Origin of the sequence: Methylomonas sp. TEB (genome assembly GCF_047777895.1) — a bacterium.
Lineage (GTDB): Bacteria > Pseudomonadota > Gammaproteobacteria > Methylococcales > Methylomonadaceae > Methylomonas.
The window spans coordinates 463,480-481,715 of the sequence record NZ_CP180476.1; the positions used below are offsets into that span (position 1 = coordinate 463,480).

Annotated in this window: 16 protein-coding genes and 1 CRISPR repeat array; of the genes, 12 read left to right on the forward strand and 4 right to left on the reverse strand. The window is 56.5% G+C overall.

Annotated features, from left to right (window positions below):
* Genes cas7c through cas2 form a run of 6 tightly spaced genes read left to right on the forward strand, consistent with a single transcriptional unit; the run spans window position 1 to window position 3,264 of the window.
* Window positions 1–849, forward strand: coding sequence for a type I-C CRISPR-associated protein Cas7/Csd2 (cas7c, locus tag ACMXD4_RS02020; RefSeq protein ID WP_415879695.1), 849 nt, complete (start codon window positions 1–3; stop codon window positions 847–849).
* Window positions 850–863: 14 nt separating this feature from the next.
* Window positions 864–1,073 carry a type II toxin-antitoxin system HicB family antitoxin gene (locus tag ACMXD4_RS02025; RefSeq protein WP_415879696.1) on the forward strand — a complete coding sequence of 70 codons (210 nt, stop codon included), beginning with the start codon at window positions 864–866 and terminating at the stop codon, window positions 1,071–1,073.
* Entirely contained in the window at window positions 1,066–1,278 is a 213-nt protein-coding gene (locus tag ACMXD4_RS02030; protein ID WP_415879697.1) for a type II toxin-antitoxin system HicA family toxin, read from the forward strand. Before ACMXD4_RS02025 ends, ACMXD4_RS02030 begins: the two co-directional genes overlap by 8 nt.
* A 19-nt stretch (window positions 1,279–1,297) precedes the next feature.
* Entirely contained in the window at window positions 1,298–1,921 is a 624-nt protein-coding gene (cas4, locus tag ACMXD4_RS02035; protein ID WP_415879698.1) for a CRISPR-associated protein Cas4, read from the forward strand.
* 2 nt (window positions 1,922–1,923) lie between these two features.
* Window positions 1,924–2,958 (forward strand): type I-C CRISPR-associated endonuclease Cas1c, encoded by a 1,035-nt coding sequence (cas1c, locus tag ACMXD4_RS02040; RefSeq protein WP_415879699.1) that lies wholly within the window; start codon window positions 1,924–1,926, stop codon window positions 2,956–2,958.
* 15 nt (window positions 2,959–2,973) lie between these two features.
* A complete protein-coding gene (gene cas2 / locus ACMXD4_RS02045; RefSeq protein ID WP_415879700.1) occupies window positions 2,974–3,264 on the forward strand; it encodes a CRISPR-associated endonuclease Cas2 in 291 nt (96 codons plus the stop codon).
* A 177-nt stretch (window positions 3,265–3,441) separates the two neighbouring features.
* Window positions 3,442–7,682: direct repeats of the CRISPR family, unit length 32 nt; unit sequence GTCGCGCCCCACGCGGGCGCGTGGATTGAAAC.
* A gap of 83 nt (window positions 7,683–7,765) precedes the next feature.
* On the opposite strand, the gene ACMXD4_RS02050 is transcribed toward cas2, so the two are convergent.
* A complete protein-coding gene (locus tag ACMXD4_RS02050) occupies window positions 7,766–8,557 on the reverse strand; it encodes an alpha/beta fold hydrolase (RefSeq protein WP_415879701.1) in 792 nt (263 codons plus the stop codon).
* Between the two features lie 65 nt (window positions 8,558–8,622).
* The gene (locus ACMXD4_RS02055) at window positions 8,623–9,348 is read right to left on the reverse strand and encodes a DUF1566 domain-containing protein (protein ID WP_415879702.1); all 726 of its coding nucleotides are present in this window, start codon (window positions 9,346–9,348) and stop codon (window positions 8,623–8,625) included.
* 198 nt (window positions 9,349–9,546) lie between these two features.
* On the opposite strand from ACMXD4_RS02055, the gene ACMXD4_RS02060 reads away from it, so the two are divergent.
* The 4 genes from ACMXD4_RS02060 to ACMXD4_RS02075 all read left to right on the forward strand — a co-directional run bounded on the left by ACMXD4_RS02060 (window position 9,547) and on the right by ACMXD4_RS02075 (window position 13,825).
* Window positions 9,547–10,605, forward strand: coding sequence for a hypothetical protein (locus tag ACMXD4_RS02060; RefSeq protein ID WP_415879703.1), 1,059 nt, complete (start codon window positions 9,547–9,549; stop codon window positions 10,603–10,605).
* Window positions 10,606–10,861: 256 nt separating this feature from the next.
* Window positions 10,862–11,254: a hypothetical protein gene (locus tag ACMXD4_RS02065; protein ID WP_415879704.1), complete on the forward strand. Its 393-nt coding sequence runs from the start codon at window positions 10,862–10,864 to the stop codon at window positions 11,252–11,254.
* A 164-nt stretch (window positions 11,255–11,418) separates the two neighbouring features.
* Complete coding sequence (locus tag ACMXD4_RS02070; RefSeq protein ID WP_415879705.1) at window positions 11,419–13,236, forward strand: ATP-binding protein; 1,818 nt, start codon at window positions 11,419–11,421, stop codon at window positions 13,234–13,236.
* Entirely contained in the window at window positions 13,223–13,825 is a 603-nt protein-coding gene (locus ACMXD4_RS02075; RefSeq protein ID WP_101051464.1) for a DUF998 domain-containing protein, read from the forward strand. Before ACMXD4_RS02070 ends, ACMXD4_RS02075 begins: the two co-directional genes overlap by 14 nt.
* A gap of 227 nt (window positions 13,826–14,052) precedes the next feature.
* Here ACMXD4_RS02075 and ACMXD4_RS02080 read toward each other — a convergent pair whose 3' ends face one another.
* Together ACMXD4_RS02080 and ACMXD4_RS02085 are read right to left on the reverse strand one after the other, a co-directional pair.
* On the reverse strand, window positions 14,053–14,745 hold the full coding sequence (locus tag ACMXD4_RS02080; protein ID WP_415879706.1) for a hypothetical protein: 693 nt from the start codon (window positions 14,743–14,745) through the stop codon (window positions 14,053–14,055).
* 124 nt (window positions 14,746–14,869) lie between these two features.
* A complete protein-coding gene (locus tag ACMXD4_RS02085; RefSeq protein WP_033158525.1) occupies window positions 14,870–15,283 on the reverse strand; it encodes a hypothetical protein in 414 nt (137 codons plus the stop codon).
* Between the two features lie 454 nt (window positions 15,284–15,737).
* Here ACMXD4_RS02085 and ACMXD4_RS02090 point away from each other — a divergent pair, with 454 nt between their 5' ends.
* Complete coding sequence (locus tag ACMXD4_RS02090; protein WP_101051504.1) at window positions 15,738–16,391, forward strand: response regulator transcription factor; 654 nt, start codon at window positions 15,738–15,740, stop codon at window positions 16,389–16,391.
* Complete coding sequence (locus ACMXD4_RS02095) at window positions 16,391–18,208, forward strand: ATP-binding protein (protein WP_415879707.1); 1,818 nt, start codon at window positions 16,391–16,393, stop codon at window positions 18,206–18,208. The genes ACMXD4_RS02090 and ACMXD4_RS02095 overlap by 1 nt, the downstream gene beginning before the upstream one ends.
* Window positions 18,209–18,236 lie beyond the last annotated feature (28 nt).

Below are 18,236 nucleotides of genomic sequence, written 5' to 3' on the forward strand. Positions count from 1 at the left end.
ATGAGTACGTTGAACCACAAAGTTGATTTTGCCCTTATTTTGACTGTCCATCACGCGAATCCTAACGGTGATCCACTGAACGGTAATCGCCCGCGTACCGATTATTCCGGCTTCGGCGAAATTACCGATGTTTGTCTCAAACGCAAGCTGCGGGATCGCCTGCAAAGTGAAGGCCACTCGATTTTTGTGCAATCCGACGAAAAGAAAACCGACGGCATGACCAGTCTGAAAAACCGTGCGGAAGCCGATGCGCCGATTGGTTTGGGCAAGGATGCCTTCAATCCCAAAAAACAGCACAAGGATGAAACCGCCAAACAAGCCTGTGCGCATTGGCTGGATGTTCGCTCATTTGGGCAGGTGTTTGCATTCGGTAAAGAAGGCGATTCTGCCGGGGTTTCGATAGCCATCCGTGGGCCAGTCACCATTCAATCAGCCTTCAGCGTCGAACCGGTCAGCATCACCAGCACCCAAATCACCAAAAGCGTCAACAGCGAAGGCGATGGCAGCAAAAAAGGCTCGGACACCATGGGGATGAAACACCGCGTAGACCAAGCCATCTATGTGGTTTACGGTGCCATGACCCCGCAACTGGCCGAAAAAACAGGTTTTAGCGATACCGACGCCGAAACCATCAAAGCGGTGTTGCCGCGCTTGTTCGAAGGCGATGCTTCTTCGGCTCGCCCGGAGGGTTCCATGGCCGTCAAAAAAGTCATATGGTGGCAACATAACAGCAAAGCCGGTCAGTATTCCTCCGCCAAAGTACATGGTAGTTTGCATGTAAATCCGGACGGCAGCTATACACTAAACAATTTGGATGGCCTGCTTCCGGAAGAAGTCGATGGTTTTTAACTAACGAGGTAGTTATGAAATACAAAGTCGTTTTAGAGCCTTCCGAAGAAGGTATAGCTGTGTCGGTGCCCGGCTTACCGGGTTGTCACTCTCAAGGTGCCAACGAACAGGAAGCCTTAAGTAATATTGCCGAGGCAATCGCCGAGTATTTAGCGGTGGTTGACGATTTGACCGTCAACAAAATCGTCAAGGAAGTAGACGTGTTGGAGCGCCGCATTGCCTAAGCTGGATGGTATCAACCACCTACAGGCGGTGCGGGCTTTGGAAAAAGCCGGTTTCCGGATTGCCCGGCAGGGCAAGCATATTGTAATGACAGACGGCAGCCGGATTTTAACCATTCCCCGGCATAATCCCGTCAACGCCATTACCATGGGCAATATCATTCGTGATGCTGGCTTGAACAACGACAGTTTTAAGACGCTGCTTTAATAGCAGAACAGGATACCCAATGGAACTGGAACCCATCTACCTCTCGCGTCTGCAACACTATCTCTACTGCCCCCGGCAGTTTGCGTTAATTGAGCTGGAAGACGTGTGGATTGAAAACCAATTCACCGCCGAGGGCAAGGTATTGCATCAACGAGTAGACCAACCTGATAAGCAAAAACGTGGCGATATTCGTATCGTGCGTTCCCTGCGTTTGTCGCACAGTGCGCTGGGCATCGAAGGTGTGGCTGATGTAGTGGAGTATCATCTCAAGCCCGACGGCAGCGAGCAACCCTATCCCATCGAATACAAGCGCGGCAAGCCCAAAGCCCATCGCGCCGACGAAGTGCAGCTTTGCGCGCAGGCCTTATGCCTGGAAGATATGGAAGGTGCCGCGGTACCTGCGGGGGCCTTGTTTTACGGCGAAGTGCGGCGTCGGCATAGCGTGGAGTTTGATAGTGGCTTACGCGAACTCACCTTGCAAACCATACAAGCCTGCCGTGACATTGTGCAATCCAAAATCACTCCCAAGGCGGTCTATCAAGCCGGCAAGTGCAAAAATTGTTCATTGATTGACCAATGTCACCCGCAAGATTTCACTAGGCCGGCCTCGGCTTGGTTGGCCCAACAACTGGCACAGGACTAAGCATGCGGCCACTCCGTAACGTGATTTACATCCAAACCCAAAACGCCTGGGTGCATAAGGATAACGACAATCTGGTGATGAAGGTCGGTGATGAACTGAAAGCGCGGGTGCCTATTCATAAACTGCAAGGTTTGGTCTGTTTCGGTCAGGTCAGCATCTCGCCGTATTTGATGGCGCACTGCGCGGAAAACGGCGTGACCATTACCTATCTGAATCAATTCGGTAAATTTCTTGCTCGCGTTGAAGGCCCGGTCAGCGGCAACGTGTTATTACGTCGCACCCAGCATTTGACGGGTGCCAATCGCGATAAAAGTGTCGCCATCGCCCGCACCATGCTGTCCGGCAAGCTCTACAACCAGCGCGCGGTCTTGCGCCGTTACCTGCGCGACTACGGTGACCAAGCCGATGGTCAATCAATGGCCGCAGAGCTAGCGACGGCGGAAAAGCGTTTGAGCCGCTGCCTGCAACAATTGACCGAATGCGATGCCATCGATACTTTGATGGGACGGGAAGGCGAAGCGGCGCAAGTTTATTTCGGCGTATTTCAACATCTTATTCGCCAGCCTGATTTTCAATTCGATGCCCGTCGACGCAGGCCACCCACCGATCCGGTCAATGCCTTACTGTCGTTTTGTTACACCTTATTAACCCACGATTGCCGTTCTGCATTGGAAACCACCGGTCTCGATCCTGCCAGTGGTTTTCTGCATCAATTACGCAGCGGCCGGCCATCGCTGGCGTTGGACTTGGCGGAAGAGTTTCGACCGATGATAGACCGCTTCGTACTGTCCTTGATCAACAAACGCCAGCTGGCGCTCAAGGACTTTGAAGAATGGCCCAATGGCTCTTTTACGTTGAAGGAAGAGCCGCGCCGCATCTTGCTAGCAGCCTGGCAGGACCGCAAGCAGGACACTCTGATGCATCCCTGGTTTGAGGAGTCCGTGCCGGTTGGTTTGTTGCCATGGCTGCAGGCGCAGATATTAGCCAGATTTCTGCGTGGCGATTGCGACAGTTACGTGCCGTTTTTGTGGAAATAAACCGGAGCTTTAACCATGATGATCTTGGTGACGTATGACGTCAGCTTTAAAAATGACGGCGGCCCGAAGCGCCTGCGCCGTATGGCGCGGCTATGTCAGGTGTTTGGGCAGCGCGTGCAATATTCCGTATTTGAGATTGAAGTGGACATGGCGCAATGGACGCAGTTGAAGAACGATTTGATCAATGTCATGGACGAAGAAGAGGATAGCCTGCGGATTTATTACTTGGGCAACAACTGGGAACGCAAGGTCGAGCACATTGGTGCGAAGAAGGCCGTGGACCTGAATGGTTTATTATTGTTGTGATGCGAACCCCAAGCGCACATGAAAGTCCCGGAGGGTTCGCAGTTGCCGAAATGCCCAGTGTTTACGCCGATTCTTCAATTTTCCGGAAATACTTTAGAATGCTATTCGCGTTGATTTTGGTCGGTTCGCATTTCATGGGCGTCTTTGTCATTGAAATCAATCGATAACCTCAACGCAGTCGCGCCCCACGCGGGCGCGTGGATTGAAACCTATACAGGTTCAGATGTATTCGGGCGGTGTGCGTCGCGCCCCACGCGGGCGCGTGGATTGAAACACACGTCGGCGATGAACAATAAACCGGGAAATGGTCGCGCCCCACGCGGGCGCGTGGATTGAAACGCCGCCCACGGCGCGTCCCAGGCGACCGACAAGGTCGCGCCCCACGCGGGCGCGTGGATTGAAACAATAACGCCTTACCCGTATAGGAAAAAAAAATGGTCGCGCCCCACGCGGGCGCGTGGATTGAAACTCTGATGATAAAAGTGAAGATCATCACGGAGCGTCGCGCCCCACGCGGGCGCGTGGATTGAAACCCTTGTCATATACGGCAAATTGCAAGGAATCAGGTCGCGCCCCACGCGGGCGCGTGGATTGAAACAGGCTCAAACACAAACGGCCTTCCACCAATTAAGGTCGCGCCCCACGCGGGCGCGTGGATTGAAACCGCTCGACGCACCGGAGGCACCGATGGCCGAGGTCGCGCCCCACGCGGGCGCGTGGATTGAAACTCGATGAATTGGGGACCTGGATGAATAGCCGGAGTCGCGCCCCACGCGGGCGCGTGGATTGAAACGCAATGGTGATGATTCGTTAACTAGTAAGAAAAGTCGCGCCCCACGCGGGCGCGTGGATTGAAACAAGCGGCCGTCACGGCCCGCGCGGCGGTGATCGTCGCGCCCCACGCGGGCGCGTGGATTGAAACCTCGGCAACGATTACGACCGCGAAGTCGATGATGTCGCGCCCCACGCGGGCGCGTGGATTGAAACATCACAAAATAGATCCTGCATCGTCCGGCGCTGGTCGCGCCCCACGCGGGCGCGTGGATTGAAACCGCACCGATGGCAATTTGCACGAGTTGACCAAGTCGCGCCCCACGCGGGCGCGTGGATTGAAACGCGGTTGATCTCGCGCATGATGTCGTTGTACGCCGTCGCGCCCCACGCGGGCGCGTGGATTGAAACATGAAAAAATGAGCGATATAAGAGAAAGATTAAGTCGCGCCCCACGCGGGCGCGTGGATTGAAACTGGTGTGGTCGATGGTTGGTGTGATCGCGGCCGTCGCGCCCCACGCGGGCGCGTGGATTGAAACTTTGGCCGCATCCGGAATCGCGCGCTGTTTGTGTCGCGCCCCACGCGGGCGCGTGGATTGAAACGATTGTGCTGGAATCGTTCGACGAACACGCCACGGTCGCGCCCCACGCGGGCGCGTGGATTGAAACGCTCTTATCCTCTTTTTTTTCCTTCTTGACAAAGTCGCGCCCCACGCGGGCGCGTGGATTGAAACCTTTATCATGGACCCAAATTGGCGGTGGTCCGCGTCGCGCCCCACGCGGGCGCGTGGATTGAAACAGAGAGAATAGCCACCATTCGAGCGCAATATACGTCGCGCCCCACGCGGGCGCGTGGATTGAAACCCGCGCACATGCAGATTACTATGGTTATGGCGCCGAGTCGCGCCCCACGCGGGCGCGTGGATTGAAACGAGTGCTTGGTTATCGCTAACCACCTTGCTCCGTCGCGCCCCACGCGGGCGCGTGGATTGAAACGATTGCGTTGGTTTCGTTGATTAAAATTTGCATGTCGCGCCCCACGCGGGCGCGTGGATTGAAACACTCAATCCCGCAAAATCCGCATGGCAAGGGCGTCGCGCCCCACGCGGGCGCGTGGATTGAAACCCTGCTGGCTGGTCGCCTGCTGGGAAAGCTATGTCGCGCCCCACGCGGGCGCGTGGATTGAAACAGTTTCGCTGCTCTTACGATGAATTTGCCTTGGTCGCGCCCCACGCGGGCGCGTGGATTGAAACCCAATTCATCGAGAACCAATAGGCCGAACTTTGTCGCGCCCCACGCGGGCGCGTGGATTGAAACTAAATATAAATACTCCATTTTATAATGCTGGTTGTCGCGCCCCACGCGGGCGCGTGGATTGAAACAACGCCCTGATCACCAATTATTTACCCGACCCCGTCGCGCCCCACGCGGGCGCGTGGATTGAAACTAAAACAGTATTTACAGGAGCTTTACACATGGCGTCGCGCCCCACGCGGGCGCGTGGATTGAAACTGTGATCCGCCGTACCTACAGAGTACCCGTACCGTCGCGCCCCACGCGGGCGCGTGGATTGAAACATCGTCTTCGCCGCCGGCATCTTTCTCGGTTGGCTGTCGCGCCCCACGCGGGCGCGTGGATTGAAACCACAAGCATTGAAAGAGTATAAGCGCTTTTGCGTCGCGCCCCACGCGGGCGCGTGGATTGAAACAGGATGGCTTGCCAAACGATAGGAGTGTGTCAAGTCGCGCCCCACGCGGGCGCGTGGATTGAAACGATCCAGCCATTTAACAACGCCTCATCCATTGGTCGCGCCCCACGCGGGCGCGTGGATTGAAACACTCAATCCTTCAATAGAGGAAAGGAATTCAAGAGGTCGCGCCCCACGCGGGCGCGTGGATTGAAACGCCGGCCTCTGGCTTGGGTGGCGGTCAAGTATTTGTCGCGCCCCACGCGGGCGCGTGGATTGAAACGATATTATTACTCGGGTGCTGTTGCCGGCGTCGAGTCGCGCCCCACGCGGGCGCGTGGATTGAAACGAATATTAGTAGGTTGGTGGGTAAACATATACAGTCGCGCCCCACGCGGGCGCGTGGATTGAAACGGAGAAACAGCGCCAGAAATAGGACAAATAAGCGTCGCGCCCCACGCGGGCGCGTGGATTGAAACCTTGCTAAAGCTAGGAAGGCACGTGAAAGGGAAGTCGCGCCCCACGCGGGCGCGTGGATTGAAACAGAAATTGTTTATGAAAATGACCGTTAAACCCGTCGCGCCCCACGCGGGCGCGTGGATTGAAACCCATCCTGGCAAGGCAGCCATTAACCCTTGACGTCGCGCCCCACGCGGGCGCGTGGATTGAAACACATGGATAACGGCGTCTTTATCCCTCTCGATGTCGCGCCCCACGCGGGCGCGTGGATTGAAACTTGGTCGTTTAGGTGCCCTCGCCGGTGCTGCTCGTCGCGCCCCACGCGGGCGCGTGGATTGAAACAACGGCAAGCGCTATGCCTATTGGCAGCAAGTGTCGCGCCCCACGCGGGCGCGTGGATTGAAACTGATCTTTACCACATCAAAAACAAGCTCAAGGGTCGCGCCCCACGCGGGCGCGTGGATTGAAACCAATATCGAAACACAAGCCGCCAACACTTCAAGTCGCGCCCCACGCGGGCGCGTGGATTGAAACCAATATCGAAACACAAGCCGCCAACACTTCAAGTCGCGCCCCACGCGGGCGCGTGGATTGAAACAATAGTTCAAGCTCAACGCGCACCCAATCAGGGTCGCGCCCCACGCGGGCGCGTGGATTGAAACTCCGCCAGCGTCACGCGGTGGCAGTAAATAGCAGTCGCGCCCCACGCGGGCGCGTGGATTGAAACGAATATCGACGGGCAGGGCAAGGTAAAGTCAATGGTCGCGCCCCACGCGGGCGCGTGGATTGAAACATAAATTATCGGGGTCATGTAGAAATTCCGCCGTCGCGCCCCACGCGGGCGCGTGGATTGAAACCAGCGTTGCTCGATCTTTAATGCGTTTAATCCGTCGCGCCCCGCGCGGGCGCGTGGATTGAAACCGGGTGACCGGCGAGGAGCAAAAGGGCCTGAAGTCGCGCCCCACGCGGGCGCGTGGATTGAAACCAGGACTATTACAGTAAGTTTTACACCGAGGCGTCGCGCCCCACGCGGGCGCGTGGATTGAAACGGCGGATAATCCCCGGAATTGACCGGTTGCATTGTCGCGCCCCACGCGGGCGCGTGGATTGAAACTATTGCGCGCCACCACTTCCAAATCCCGCCCCGTCGCGCCCCACGCGGGCGCGTGGATTGAAACTTCGGATTTGGCCAATCCGCCGCGCTAACCAAGTCGCGCCCCACGCGGGCGCGTGGATTGAAACCTTCACGAATGGCGCAATTTTGCACGCAAGAGGTCGCGCCCCACGCGGGCGCGTGGATTGAAACCCGCTGGCAACGGCGTGCGTTTGCCGCTGTTTTGTCGCGCCCCACGCGGGCGCGTGGATTGAAACAGTTGATTATCGATGTCGCGCGCTAACGCTTTGGTCGCGCCCCACGCGGGCGCGTGGATTGAAACGAGAAAGGCGGCGCGAGCCGCTACACTTCAAAGTCGCGCCCCACGCGGGCGCACAAATTGATTCAAAAAAAAGCTAGACTGCGTTACTACTGAGCATAATCCCGCTTAGGGTAACGCATTAGGCTTGGTGTCATTCTGCTGTTTGCTCTACAAGACTTCGTGGATTGCGGAAATGACGGACTCCGGCTTCTCCAGTGGAATGACGTGGCCGCTATCTACCCAGCGTTGAATTGCCCCCGGATATAGCCGCGCAATATCCTTGCGTTTTTGATTGGCGTCGAGCGCCAGCTCAGAGGTATCCTCCAGAGGTTGCGCAGCGCTCAGCACTATGATCGGTCCGCCGCTATAGGGCGGGGCGGCCAATACTTCGTCACCGGTCAGATCCAGCGCGGTCAGCTCTTGTTTGGCAGTTGCCGATGTCATCAAATCTAACAGCCAGCGCACCCAGAGCGGCCAGTTTTCGATTGCCCCGGCGCCTTTGAGTTGAGCAGGATGAGTGGAATCAACCAGAATCAAGGCCGCCACTTCATCTGGATGATGCCGGGCATACCATTGCATATACAACCCGCCCAGCGAATGCCCCACCAGCACATAAGGCGGCGTTAGGCCTTGGTTGACAAGCAATCCGCGCAACTCTTCGACGATATGCCGGCCGTCCCTCGCAGTGGCCGCCTCTTCGCTATTCCCGTAGCCGGCGCGGTTGTAAACCAAGGCCGTGTTATCGCGCGCTATCTTGGGATAAATTTCTGCCCACCCGTCTAAAGTCCCGCCCAGTCCGTTTTCGAAGATGACCGGTACAGTCTGGTGTTTGCTAAGCGCAAATTCCACCTGCCGTCCGGCGACTTCTGCCGTTGTTATGGCGGGGATGGTGGCGGCGCAGCCGCTTAGCGCGATTAGCCATAGCAGAAAAATGACCGTTATTGATGGTCTAAATTTCATCGGCCGCTTCCTCTGTCAGTTGAATTAGCGCTGGGTGTGCTTCACGATGGTTATTCCTGGGGAAATTACAGGGGGCGATGATTTTGCCGACGCTTACCGCGAGCCAGCAAACCGGTCAGGCCCGCGCCGAATAGCCAAGCGGCGCCGGGCAACGGCACCGCCGCGACATCGCCGTCGCGCACCGCCCAGACGTAATAATTGGTGCCTTTACTGATGTAGTTTTGCATGCCGGTTGCGGTGCTCAGGTACCAGGCTTTGCTGGCGTCGCCACCGTAACTGGTGCCTAGCCAATAACCAAAGGATTGAATATGACTAAACAGACTTTCGTCGTCGGCCGTCGCCGGATCGTCGACGATGCCGTAGCCGGACTGTGGCCCGCCACGCGAATCGAGGGAGCCTTTGTTACCGAAGTCGCCGTAATAGAGATGCGCGAGCTCCGAACTGGCCGTGGAGACGTTGAATCCGCAATCGCTACCACTGTATCCATAGTCGCAACCGGGCACGCCCAGGTCGTTGAAGGTCGGCAAGCGCCAATCGTTGTAGGTGGTGCCGCGCACACTGTCCGAGTAGCTGAGACCGCCCACCCAGGCCACGGCGTTTTGCCAGCTCATCTTGCCTTCGGCGTCGAAGCCGCTGGTTTTGGCGTAATTGGCGTCCGCCAGCCAGGTGACGTTTTGCGCGCTATCGTAGATCAGGCCGCCGCCGCGGTCGAACAACTGGGCTTCGGCGCTACCGGTCGCTAGCGTGCAGAGCGCGGATAACCCGGCGCATATAGCTTTATGTTTCATCATTTTTTTCCAAAAAGTTAGTTATCGAAGGCATGTAAATACTCGTAAACCTGCCTAGCGGCACCGAGCTTAAGGGGCATTATCGGAAGGTGCGTGTAGCCAGGGAACCCTACCGGAGTAGGGTGTTGGCGCGTTAGGAAGTTTTGTTAACATGTATTTTTAATTCAACTATTAGAGCGATAATTTCAAGAGGAATTTACAATGAAACGCAGTCTGAAATGCCTTGCCCTGGGCTTAATGCTGCCGGTATTACCGGCACACGCCAGTGTTTTGTATACCTTGGTGGATCTCATGCCGGAGAGCCCGTTAGTCAATTCGGGGGCGCGCGCTATCAGCGATGCCGGGCATGTTCTGGGTTTTACGGGGGATGGTGAAAGCTTTGTTTACAAAAACAATAGTGTGAGTTGGCTGTCCGTACCCAGATATGCAAACCCTACCGGGATCAATTCAAGCGGTGTGGTGGTGGGCAATTCTGCCGGGCGCGGGATTGTGTACAGTAATGGTGTCACCCAAATAATCGGTGGTTTCAGCGGCAGTCCTTATTCCAGTGTGGCCTACGGCATCAATGACGCCGGGCAAATAGTCGGCAGTGCATGGAATGCCGAGGGCAACCAACGAGCCACTATTGCCGGTAACGGCAGCTTGACTGATCTGGGAACTTTGAATGGTGGCCAATGGAGTGCGGGGAATGCGATCAACAATAGTGGTCAGGTCACTGGCGAGAGTCAAACGCCTAATGGAGGTCACGCTTTTATTACCCGTAATGGCCAAATGGTGGATCTGGGCGCTTTTGCCTGGGGTGTCAGCAGAGGTTATGCCATCAACGACCTCGGCCAGGTGGCCGGCACATCCCATGTCACCAACAATGAAAAGCACGCTTTCATTACAACGCTTGATGACCACATGGTTGATATAGGGTTGTCCGGCTATAGCAGCGAGGCATTGGGTATCAATAATGCCGGACAAGCCGTGGGATATTTCGGTGATAATTTTGGTGGATCCAAACGTGCGTTCGTTACACTCAATGGCGTCATGACAGACTTGAACACACTGATTGCAGCCAATATCGGTTGGACGCTGATGACGGCTTACGATGTCAACAATAGCGGACAAATCGTTGGGGTGGGGATCACCGCGAACGGCGTGCAACGGGCCTTTCTATTAAATCCGATTGCTGCTGTGCCCATACCCGGCGCCATCTGGTTGTTTGGTTCTGCTTTACTCGGTTTCGTTTCGCTGCGCCTGCGGGCTCGATTCTGAAAGCGCATGGAGGTTGTGGAGCTAACGCTTAGCTGCAACTTGGACAAGCAGCTCGTTACCCGGATGTAGCAAGGTTGCTGGGGTTCTGAATACGCGACAATTGGCTGCGCCTGCAAAAAAACAACCCATAACACCGCGTTAATCTTGAGCGCTTTGGCCTCTGGAAGCCACCAAAGCGCCTTTGCTTACCTGCGTTAGGCATATTTTTCGCTCCTGTGCCCAGCGCTTCTATCAATCGGAGCGCTGGAGAATCAAAATGCTGCAAAAAATTGTAACGGTAACTTTCTTCTTGATCCTTTCCGGCTGTGCCACAACGGCAAGCAACCCTCCCGCCCAGGGAAGCAACAAAGCGGAAGGCAAAATATCAATGGCCATTGGCCGTGAAATGGGCAACTTCAAAATCACCCATTCACAGGCAACCGAAGCCCCCGCCGGTTATAACGGCATGCAGTACACCGTTAAAACTGACGATGGCGCGACCTTTAAATGTGAGATTTTAGAGCCGTCGGGGTTTGGTAAATTCGCGACCTGGGGCATGGCAAGCGGAGCGGACGCCATGTGCACCGATTTCACCAAAGGATCGAGCGACGTAGGCAAAACCAACAAGGCAAGTTGCAACGCTTTGCTGCAGGCGGCGGGCAAATGCTGAAGTAATACTCGACACGGAGCTCAAGGCGACGCTCCGTGCTCCTTTGCCGCAGCACCGATGGCTAGCGGAAGGTTATAAAACCGCATGTTAACGAAGGAGTATCCGGACACGAAAACCTGACTAACCGCGCCAAGGCTGGGCGGCAACAGAATCGGAAGAGCAAAATGGAAAAACTTTTTTCTAGTCCCCGCCAAGACGGGGCGGTTTGCTTCTCGGACATCAGTCCAAACGGTCAACTACGCCTACTGGACTTGAGTTTCGGGCGTATCGCCTTCGGTTTTGGCTTGATCCCCGTGGTCGCCGCACCGTTTATTGTCTGGCTGCATCAAATCGACCGGGACGCTCGCGCCTTTTGGGCTTGGGCAGGTGTGTTTACATTGGTGGCGCTGGCCGTCCGTCTGTTGTTCCGCCGCTATCGGCGCGACTGCGCACAATTGGACGCCGAACGGGCAATGCACGATTGGCTGCGCCAGGTGCATGCGCTGGCGCTGCTTTACGGATTCAGCCTGTCGGTACCGGTGATGATTATGTGCAGCGGCGACTATCCCTTTGAGTTTGCGATGCTGTTTCTGGTCACCTGCGCGTCGATAGTGGCGGGCAACGCCACCCACCAGTCGCCTATCCTGAGTGCTTTCCAACGTTTCTTCGCTGCCAGTTGGGGCGTCTCGACATTGCTTATGCCGTGGGTATTTCCCGCTCATTGGCCCTACGTGATGCCGCTGACTGCGCTCTACATTCTGTCGATTTACAAACACGCGGTGCTCGTGCACCGGTTTTTTTTGCAACAGATATTCCTGGAAGAAGGCTACCGCGCCGCCAAGGATCTAGCCGAAGCCGCATTGCGTGCCAAAAACCAATTTCTGACCACCGCCAGCCATGACTTGCGCCAGCCGGTGCATGCCATGGGCTTTTTGATCGAATCCATTTCCCGCCGCAACCGGGATTTACTGTTGGGCCCAGCCTTACAGGATTTGCGGCAAAGCGTGCAGTCGGTGACGCAGATGTTCAACTCGCTGTTGGATTTGTCCAGGATCGAGCTGGGCGCCCAGCCGGTCAATCTACAAACCGTGGCCTTGGACCCGTTGATGAACGACGTCGCGACGCTGTTCAGGGAAGAAGCCCGCGTCCGCCAAATCGAGCTGCGCGTGCGCGCCAGCGCCGGTAAAGCCTTGGTGCGCGCCGACCCGCTATTGCTGCGCCAGTCGATGATCAACCTGATGCAAAATGCCTTGCGCTATACCCAAAGCGGCGGCGTGTTGATGGCTGCGAGGCGGCGGAACGACAGCTGGCAGTTTGATGTATGGGATACCGGCGTCGGCATCGCGGAAGATGACCAACAGCGGATTTACTCGCCATTCTTTCGTCCCGAGCATGCCTGGCGCATCGACAACGCCGGTCACGGCTTGGGCTTGGCGGTGGTGGCGCGTTGCGCCGATTTGATGGGCGCCAGCCTGGGTTTGAGTTCGCAGGAAGGCAGGGGCTCGCGGTTTTGGCTGCGGCTGCCGTCCGCGCGGATCGAGGAGCGGCGCGCGGTGGCGCGCGACCGGGATTTTGCGCCGGTCGGCCGTGGCGAAATGCTGAGCGGCCGTTGCCTGGTGATCGACGACGAGCCGCAAGTGCGTAACGCCTGGCAAGCCTTGTTGAACTCGTGGGGCGTGGAAACGGCTTGCGCCGCGTCCGCCAACGACGCCTTGGCCCTGCTCGATGCCGGCTTCGAACCGCAGGCCATTTTTTGCGACCAGCGCCTGCGCGCCGGCGAAAGCGGCTTCGAGTTGTTGCAAGCCTTGCTGGAACGCTGCCCGGACGCCGCCGGGGCAATGATCAGCGGCGAATTCAATTCGCCGGCCCTGGCGCAAGCCGAGCAGGAAGGTTACCTGATACTGCATAAGCCCTTGGACCCGGAGGCCTTGTACGCCGTGCTGAGCCGGCTATTGCCATCCAATCCGCTAACAGGGATAACCAAGAAAAATGCAATTGCCTAGTAGTAGTCTTGCCGGATGGCTGGGGCTGGCTTCCTCGGGTCTGTTGGCTTGGGGTAACTGGCACTACGCCCAAACGCTCCCCAACTACGACGCCATGCGCCAGACCATTAGCGAATTGGCTGCTTTCGGAACGCCATTGGCGGACCCAATCAATTACGGCCTTTTCCTGCCGGTGGGCTTGATGCAATGGCTGGCACTGGCTTGCCAGTACCGCATGCTCAAGCAGAACCGCACGCTACGCCGGGGCTTACTGGCGTTTTCCTGGGTGGGAACGGCTTATGTCTTTTGCGCGCTATTCCCGTGCGATCCCGGCTCTCCGCTGATGGGTTCCTGGCGTCAGCAAATTCATAACCTGTTCGGTGCGCTTGAATATCTGGGAGGCGGTTATGGCTTGCTGCTGTCTGGGCGTATTCCCGGCTCCCGCATCGCCATCCCTTTGAAAATTTCCGGCGTGCTGGTACTGACGGTTCTGGTGTTGCTGGCCATCCCTTTTCTGGCGGACTACAGGGGCCTGATTCAACGCATTGCCGAAAGCGTGTTGTTCGGCTGGTTGACGTTAGCGAGTGCTGTGCAATTGGCCCGCCTCTAGATTGACCCCATTGCAATCGCAAGGTAACCGAATAAAAGGCGCAAGTGGTATTAAACGTTACACGACCTTGATTCTAGCCAGGCTTTTTTCGTAAAGCTACCAAGCGGAAAAAAGTCCCGCGTCAGGCGGTCGATAAAGCAAGCGATGCAACCGACATTTGGCCTAGCGGAATCAAGCGGCTCTCAATTGAACCACGAAAATATTTTCAAAGCCGATTACCGGCTGCGCTAATGTTTGCCGACAGCCTGCTGTAGACGTCGAGCGAATTCGATGGATTTAGCGTCGGCTGGCAGCGAGTCCGGTAAATAAATCTTAGCGTTCCAAATACTTCCATCATCCGCCTCTTTACTCATACATTGCTTTACGCCATCCGCGTTGACGACGCATCGGCGCTGGTAACCGTTGGGAAGCGTATAGGTTTCCGATTCTTGTACGGGCCCGCTATCCGGCGCCCTGAGATTTTCCGGGGCAACCGCCAATTTACGGCGATCAAACTTATTCCCCCCTGCAAGTTCGGCCGATTCTCGGGCGACTTGGCGCATATCGTCCAGTACCTTGGATAGGTCAAGTTTGGCAGGCTCCGGATGTACGGGATCCGTTGACTTGTCGCTCCGCGGCGCGGTGTTGTTCGTTTGCCGCGCCGAAGAGTCGCCATGATCCGGCAAAATCGGCGCCGGCTTTGGTGGCGTCCTTGATCTGCCTCCAGCCAACCTGGGCGGCGGGCTTAGCGGCAACTGATTTTGCCTGCCTTGTTCCGTTAAGCGTAGGATCTTGAATTCCACCGATAGCGCTGTCAAACGGTCCGCCGATTTTCTCGGCCGGTCTATATCGGTCAACGTCAACACTATCCCAAGATGTATCGACAGAGAGACGATCAGGCATAAGGCAAATCTGCGTGGCGCCGATTTGATCATTGACATCAGCTATTGCCATTCTTGTAACGTGTTGCTAAACGGCGCGTTGGTCTCGGAGGATGGGTTTCGACTGGGCAAGAACAATAGATCGAGTTAACCATGGCGGGTAAAATCCAACCGCCCTAACTGGCTAGTTGGCTCGCGAGCTCACCCCGATAAACGCCTGATCGCTTCGGACATCGCATTTGAGCAAATAGGTTTGGCCTGCTTGTAAAACCAGGGTTTTCTTGGGTCTATGACTCGAAAATCCTTTAAAGCAATAGACTTGAATGTCGTACTCTCCAGGCAAGACATGAATCTCGCTGGGGTAGTCCGTAAAACCCGGCCAGCCAAATTCCTTTTGTTCGCCCGCGCCGTTGGCTTCGATCTTCGTATAGCCGATGATAGTCGCGTGATAGGCATCGGCAAAAGGGGTGCCCACAACACTTTGGATTACCGCAATCTCGTCAGCGCTAAGCGTGTCGCCCGCATACTGCTTGGCTGGCGTCATAAAACCGCATGAACAGAGCATGGACGTGGCAATCATTGTCATAACATTTTTCATGGATTCGCCTTGTCATTGCCGCACAAACGTAAAGCACGCCCACCAAGGGTTAAAACAACCATAACCAGTAACAATGGAAAGTACGTTTTCATAGCGTCGCCTCTTTTTAATTGATAAATCTAAGGTTGATGTAACGGCATCGAATGCCTTATAAAATTCGCCATTTGCCGTATCTTCGTCATGGGCTGCTTTTATTGATTAATAAATCAGTGAGATCAAAAAGCGTTCTCCAAACAGCCGTTTTGCAGGGATGAAAAAGCCCGGAACCCTGATGAACGGCGACGAGCCTGGGCAGCATTATCGGAAGCGCAGTGCGGCGGCGTAACCCTACCGTAGTAGGGTATTGGGGCGCATCGGCGGTTTGTTAAGATGTAATTATTTTGCATGTTTTAGCGATAGCCTGGTTCGACGCAAAATGCCGAACCAGGCTATCGACCATTAGGGAGAGTTGAGCGTGACAAATTTGGCTAGCGCGTTGGTTATCGACGACCATCCGCTGTCGGCGAGCGGTATCGCCGATTTTTTGCTATCGCATTGCGGCTTTGGCCAGGCTCGGCCGGTATCCAGCATCGCCGAGTTTTGGGCGATTCTCGATGCCGCGCAGCCGCCGTCGTTGGCCGTGGTGGATTTTTGGCTGCCGGAAGGTGCGTCGCTGCCGTTGTTAGTGCAAATGAAACGCCAGTACCCGGCGACACGTTTGCTGGCAATCAGCGCGGACGACAATTCGGCCGTGTCGGATAAGGCACGCGAGGCCGGCGCCGACGGCTTTCTGCACAAGCAGGAAGCGCCGGAGATTTTCGGCCGTGCCGTGGCCGCGTTGCTACGGGGTGACACTTGGTTTCACAGCGGTCCATTTGCCGTGACAGGCAGCAATCAGCCGCTCAAGGAACTGCCGGTCACTGCTGCCGAGCTGGGTTTGACCGCCCGCCAAGGCCAGGTGCTGGCGATGATGTTGAAAGGCTTGCCCAACAAACGCATCGCCTTGAACCTGTCGCTGTCCGAACAAACCGTCAAAGAACACGTCACCGGTATTCTGGAGCGGCTGGGGGCCCGCAACCGGATCGAGGTGATTACCATGCTGCGCGGCAAAAAGCTGGAAGGCTCCTGATGCAAGCCACACTGGCCGATTCAACGGACAGCAAGCCGCTGCGCTTTGCCGACATCAGCCCGGCCGGCCAAGCTCGATTGCTGGACATGACGCATAACCGGCTGGTGTACGGTATCACCATTATCCCGTTTGTAGGCTTGCCCTTCGTGTATTGGAAGCATCAACTCGATCAAGACGTCTTGGGATTGCTGGCGTGGACGGTGTCGTATTTTCTGGTCGTGCTTGCCGTGCGCCTGCAACAGCGGCAATACTTGCGTGACAGGGCCAGCCTTGATCCACATGCGGCAGTCGCCCATTGGCTACCCGTCATTCTGCGCATGGCCTTGGCGCATGGGCTCGGCTTGGCGGCGCTGGTGCTTATCATCGCCGGTCGGGTCCCGTTCGAATATACCTTGCTGCTTTACATGAGTTTGGCGGCAATCATGGCGGCTAACGCCACCCACCAATCACCGGTATTCAGTGCGTTTCAGCGGTTTTTCGGTGCCGCTTGGGGCGGTTGCACACTGTTGACCCCATGGGCGTTTCCCGAGCATTGGCATTTAATCATGCCTCTGTGCGTCAGTTACGTCTTATCGATACACCGGCACTCCTCGATTGCCCATGGCTTTTTCCTGCAGCAAATAAAACTGGAAGAAGATAGCGCCAAGTTGGCCGAGAATTATCGGCGCGCCAAGGAGGAAGCCGAAGCCGCCTTACGCGCCAAAAACCAGTTCCTGACCACGGCCAGCCACGACTTGCGCCAGCCGGTGCATGCCATGGGCTTTTTAATAGAATCGATTTCTCGCCGCAATCAGGAACCGAGTTTGCAGCCTGCATTGCAAGATCTGCAACAAAGCGTGCAATCGATTACGCAGATGTTCAATTCGTTGCTGGACTTGTCCAGGATCGAGCTGGGCGCCCAGCCGGTCAATCTGCAAACCGTGGCGCTGGACCCGCTGATGAACGATGTCGCTACGTTGTTTCGTGAAGAAGCCCGCTCACGGCAAATCGATCTTAGAGTGCGGTTGAGCGGCGGCCGGGCCTTAGTCACCGCCGATGCCATGTTGTTGCGCCAGTCCATGATCAACCTGATGCAAAATGCCTTGCGCTATACCCAAAGCGGCGGGGTATTGATGGCGGTGCGGCGGCGCAGTGCTTGCTGGCAATTCGAGGTCTGGGATACCGGGGTCGGCATCGCCGAAGATGACCAACAGCGGATTTACTCGCCATTCTTCCGTCCCGAACATGCCTGGCGCATCGACAACGCCGGGCACGGTTTGGGTTTGGCGGTGGTAGCGCGTTGCGCCGATTTGATGGGCGCCAGCCAGGGCTTGAGTTCGCGGGAAGGCCGCGGTTCACGCTTCTGGTTGCGATTGCCGGCCGCCGCTCCCAGCCACGAGCGGTGGACTATGGCGGCTGACCAAGCCGTCGCACCGCTCGAGCAAGCCGCAACGCTGAGCGGCCGCTGCCTGGTGATCGACGACGAACCCCAAGTGCGCAACGCCTGGCAAGCCTTATTGAATTCGTGGGGCGTGGAAACGGCTTGCGCCGCCTCCGCCAACGATGCATTGGCCTTGCTCGATGCCGGCTTCGAACCGCAGGCCATCTTTTGCGACCAGCGCCTGCGCTCCGGCGAAAGCGGTTTCGAGTTGCTGCAAGCCTTGCTGGAACGCTGTCCGGACGCAGCCGGGGCGATGGTCAGCGGCGAATTCAATTCCCCGGCTTTGGCGCAAGCCGAGCAGGAAGGTTACTTGGTGCTGCACAAGCCTTTGGACCCTGTGGCGTTACATGCCCTGCTGAGCCGGCTATTGCCGGCGGCCGACAATAACTACTCGTAAAAGACGCCAATTCGACAATCCCTAGCCT

Bases quoted from the DNA above. Each gene is read 5' to 3' on its own strand.
- cas4 (WP_415879698.1), top strand. From the start codon at position 1,298: ATGGAACTGGAACCCATCTACCTCTCGCGTCTGCAACACTATCTCTAC.
- ACMXD4_RS02050 (WP_415879701.1), bottom strand. From the start codon at position 8,557: ATGAAATTTAGACCATCAATAACGGTCATTTTTCTGCTATGGCTAATC.
- ACMXD4_RS02080 (WP_415879706.1), bottom strand. From the start codon at position 14,745: ATGTCAATGATCAAATCGGCGCCACGCAGATTTGCCTTATGCCTGATC.
- ACMXD4_RS02095 (WP_415879707.1), top strand. From the start codon at position 16,391: ATGCAAGCCACACTGGCCGATTCAACGGACAGCAAGCCGCTGCGCTTT.
- ACMXD4_RS02055 (WP_415879702.1), bottom strand. From the start codon at position 9,348: ATGATGAAACATAAAGCTATATGCGCCGGGTTATCCGCGCTCTGCACG.
- ACMXD4_RS02025 (WP_415879696.1), top strand. From the start codon at position 864: ATGAAATACAAAGTCGTTTTAGAGCCTTCCGAAGAAGGTATAGCTGTG.
- cas7c (WP_415879695.1), top strand. From the start codon at position 1: ATGAGTACGTTGAACCACAAAGTTGATTTTGCCCTTATTTTGACTGTC.
- ACMXD4_RS02060 (WP_415879703.1), top strand. From the start codon at position 9,547: ATGAAACGCAGTCTGAAATGCCTTGCCCTGGGCTTAATGCTGCCGGTA.
- cas1c (WP_415879699.1), top strand. From the start codon at position 1,924: ATGCGGCCACTCCGTAACGTGATTTACATCCAAACCCAAAACGCCTGG.
- ACMXD4_RS02070 (WP_415879705.1), top strand. From the start codon at position 11,419: ATGGAAAAACTTTTTTCTAGTCCCCGCCAAGACGGGGCGGTTTGCTTC.
- ACMXD4_RS02085 (WP_033158525.1), bottom strand. From the start codon at position 15,283: ATGAAAAATGTTATGACAATGATTGCCACGTCCATGCTCTGTTCATGC.
- ACMXD4_RS02065 (WP_415879704.1), top strand. From the start codon at position 10,862: ATGCTGCAAAAAATTGTAACGGTAACTTTCTTCTTGATCCTTTCCGGC.
- cas2 (WP_415879700.1), top strand. From the start codon at position 2,974: ATGATGATCTTGGTGACGTATGACGTCAGCTTTAAAAATGACGGCGGC.
- ACMXD4_RS02075 (WP_101051464.1), top strand. From the start codon at position 13,223: ATGCAATTGCCTAGTAGTAGTCTTGCCGGATGGCTGGGGCTGGCTTCC.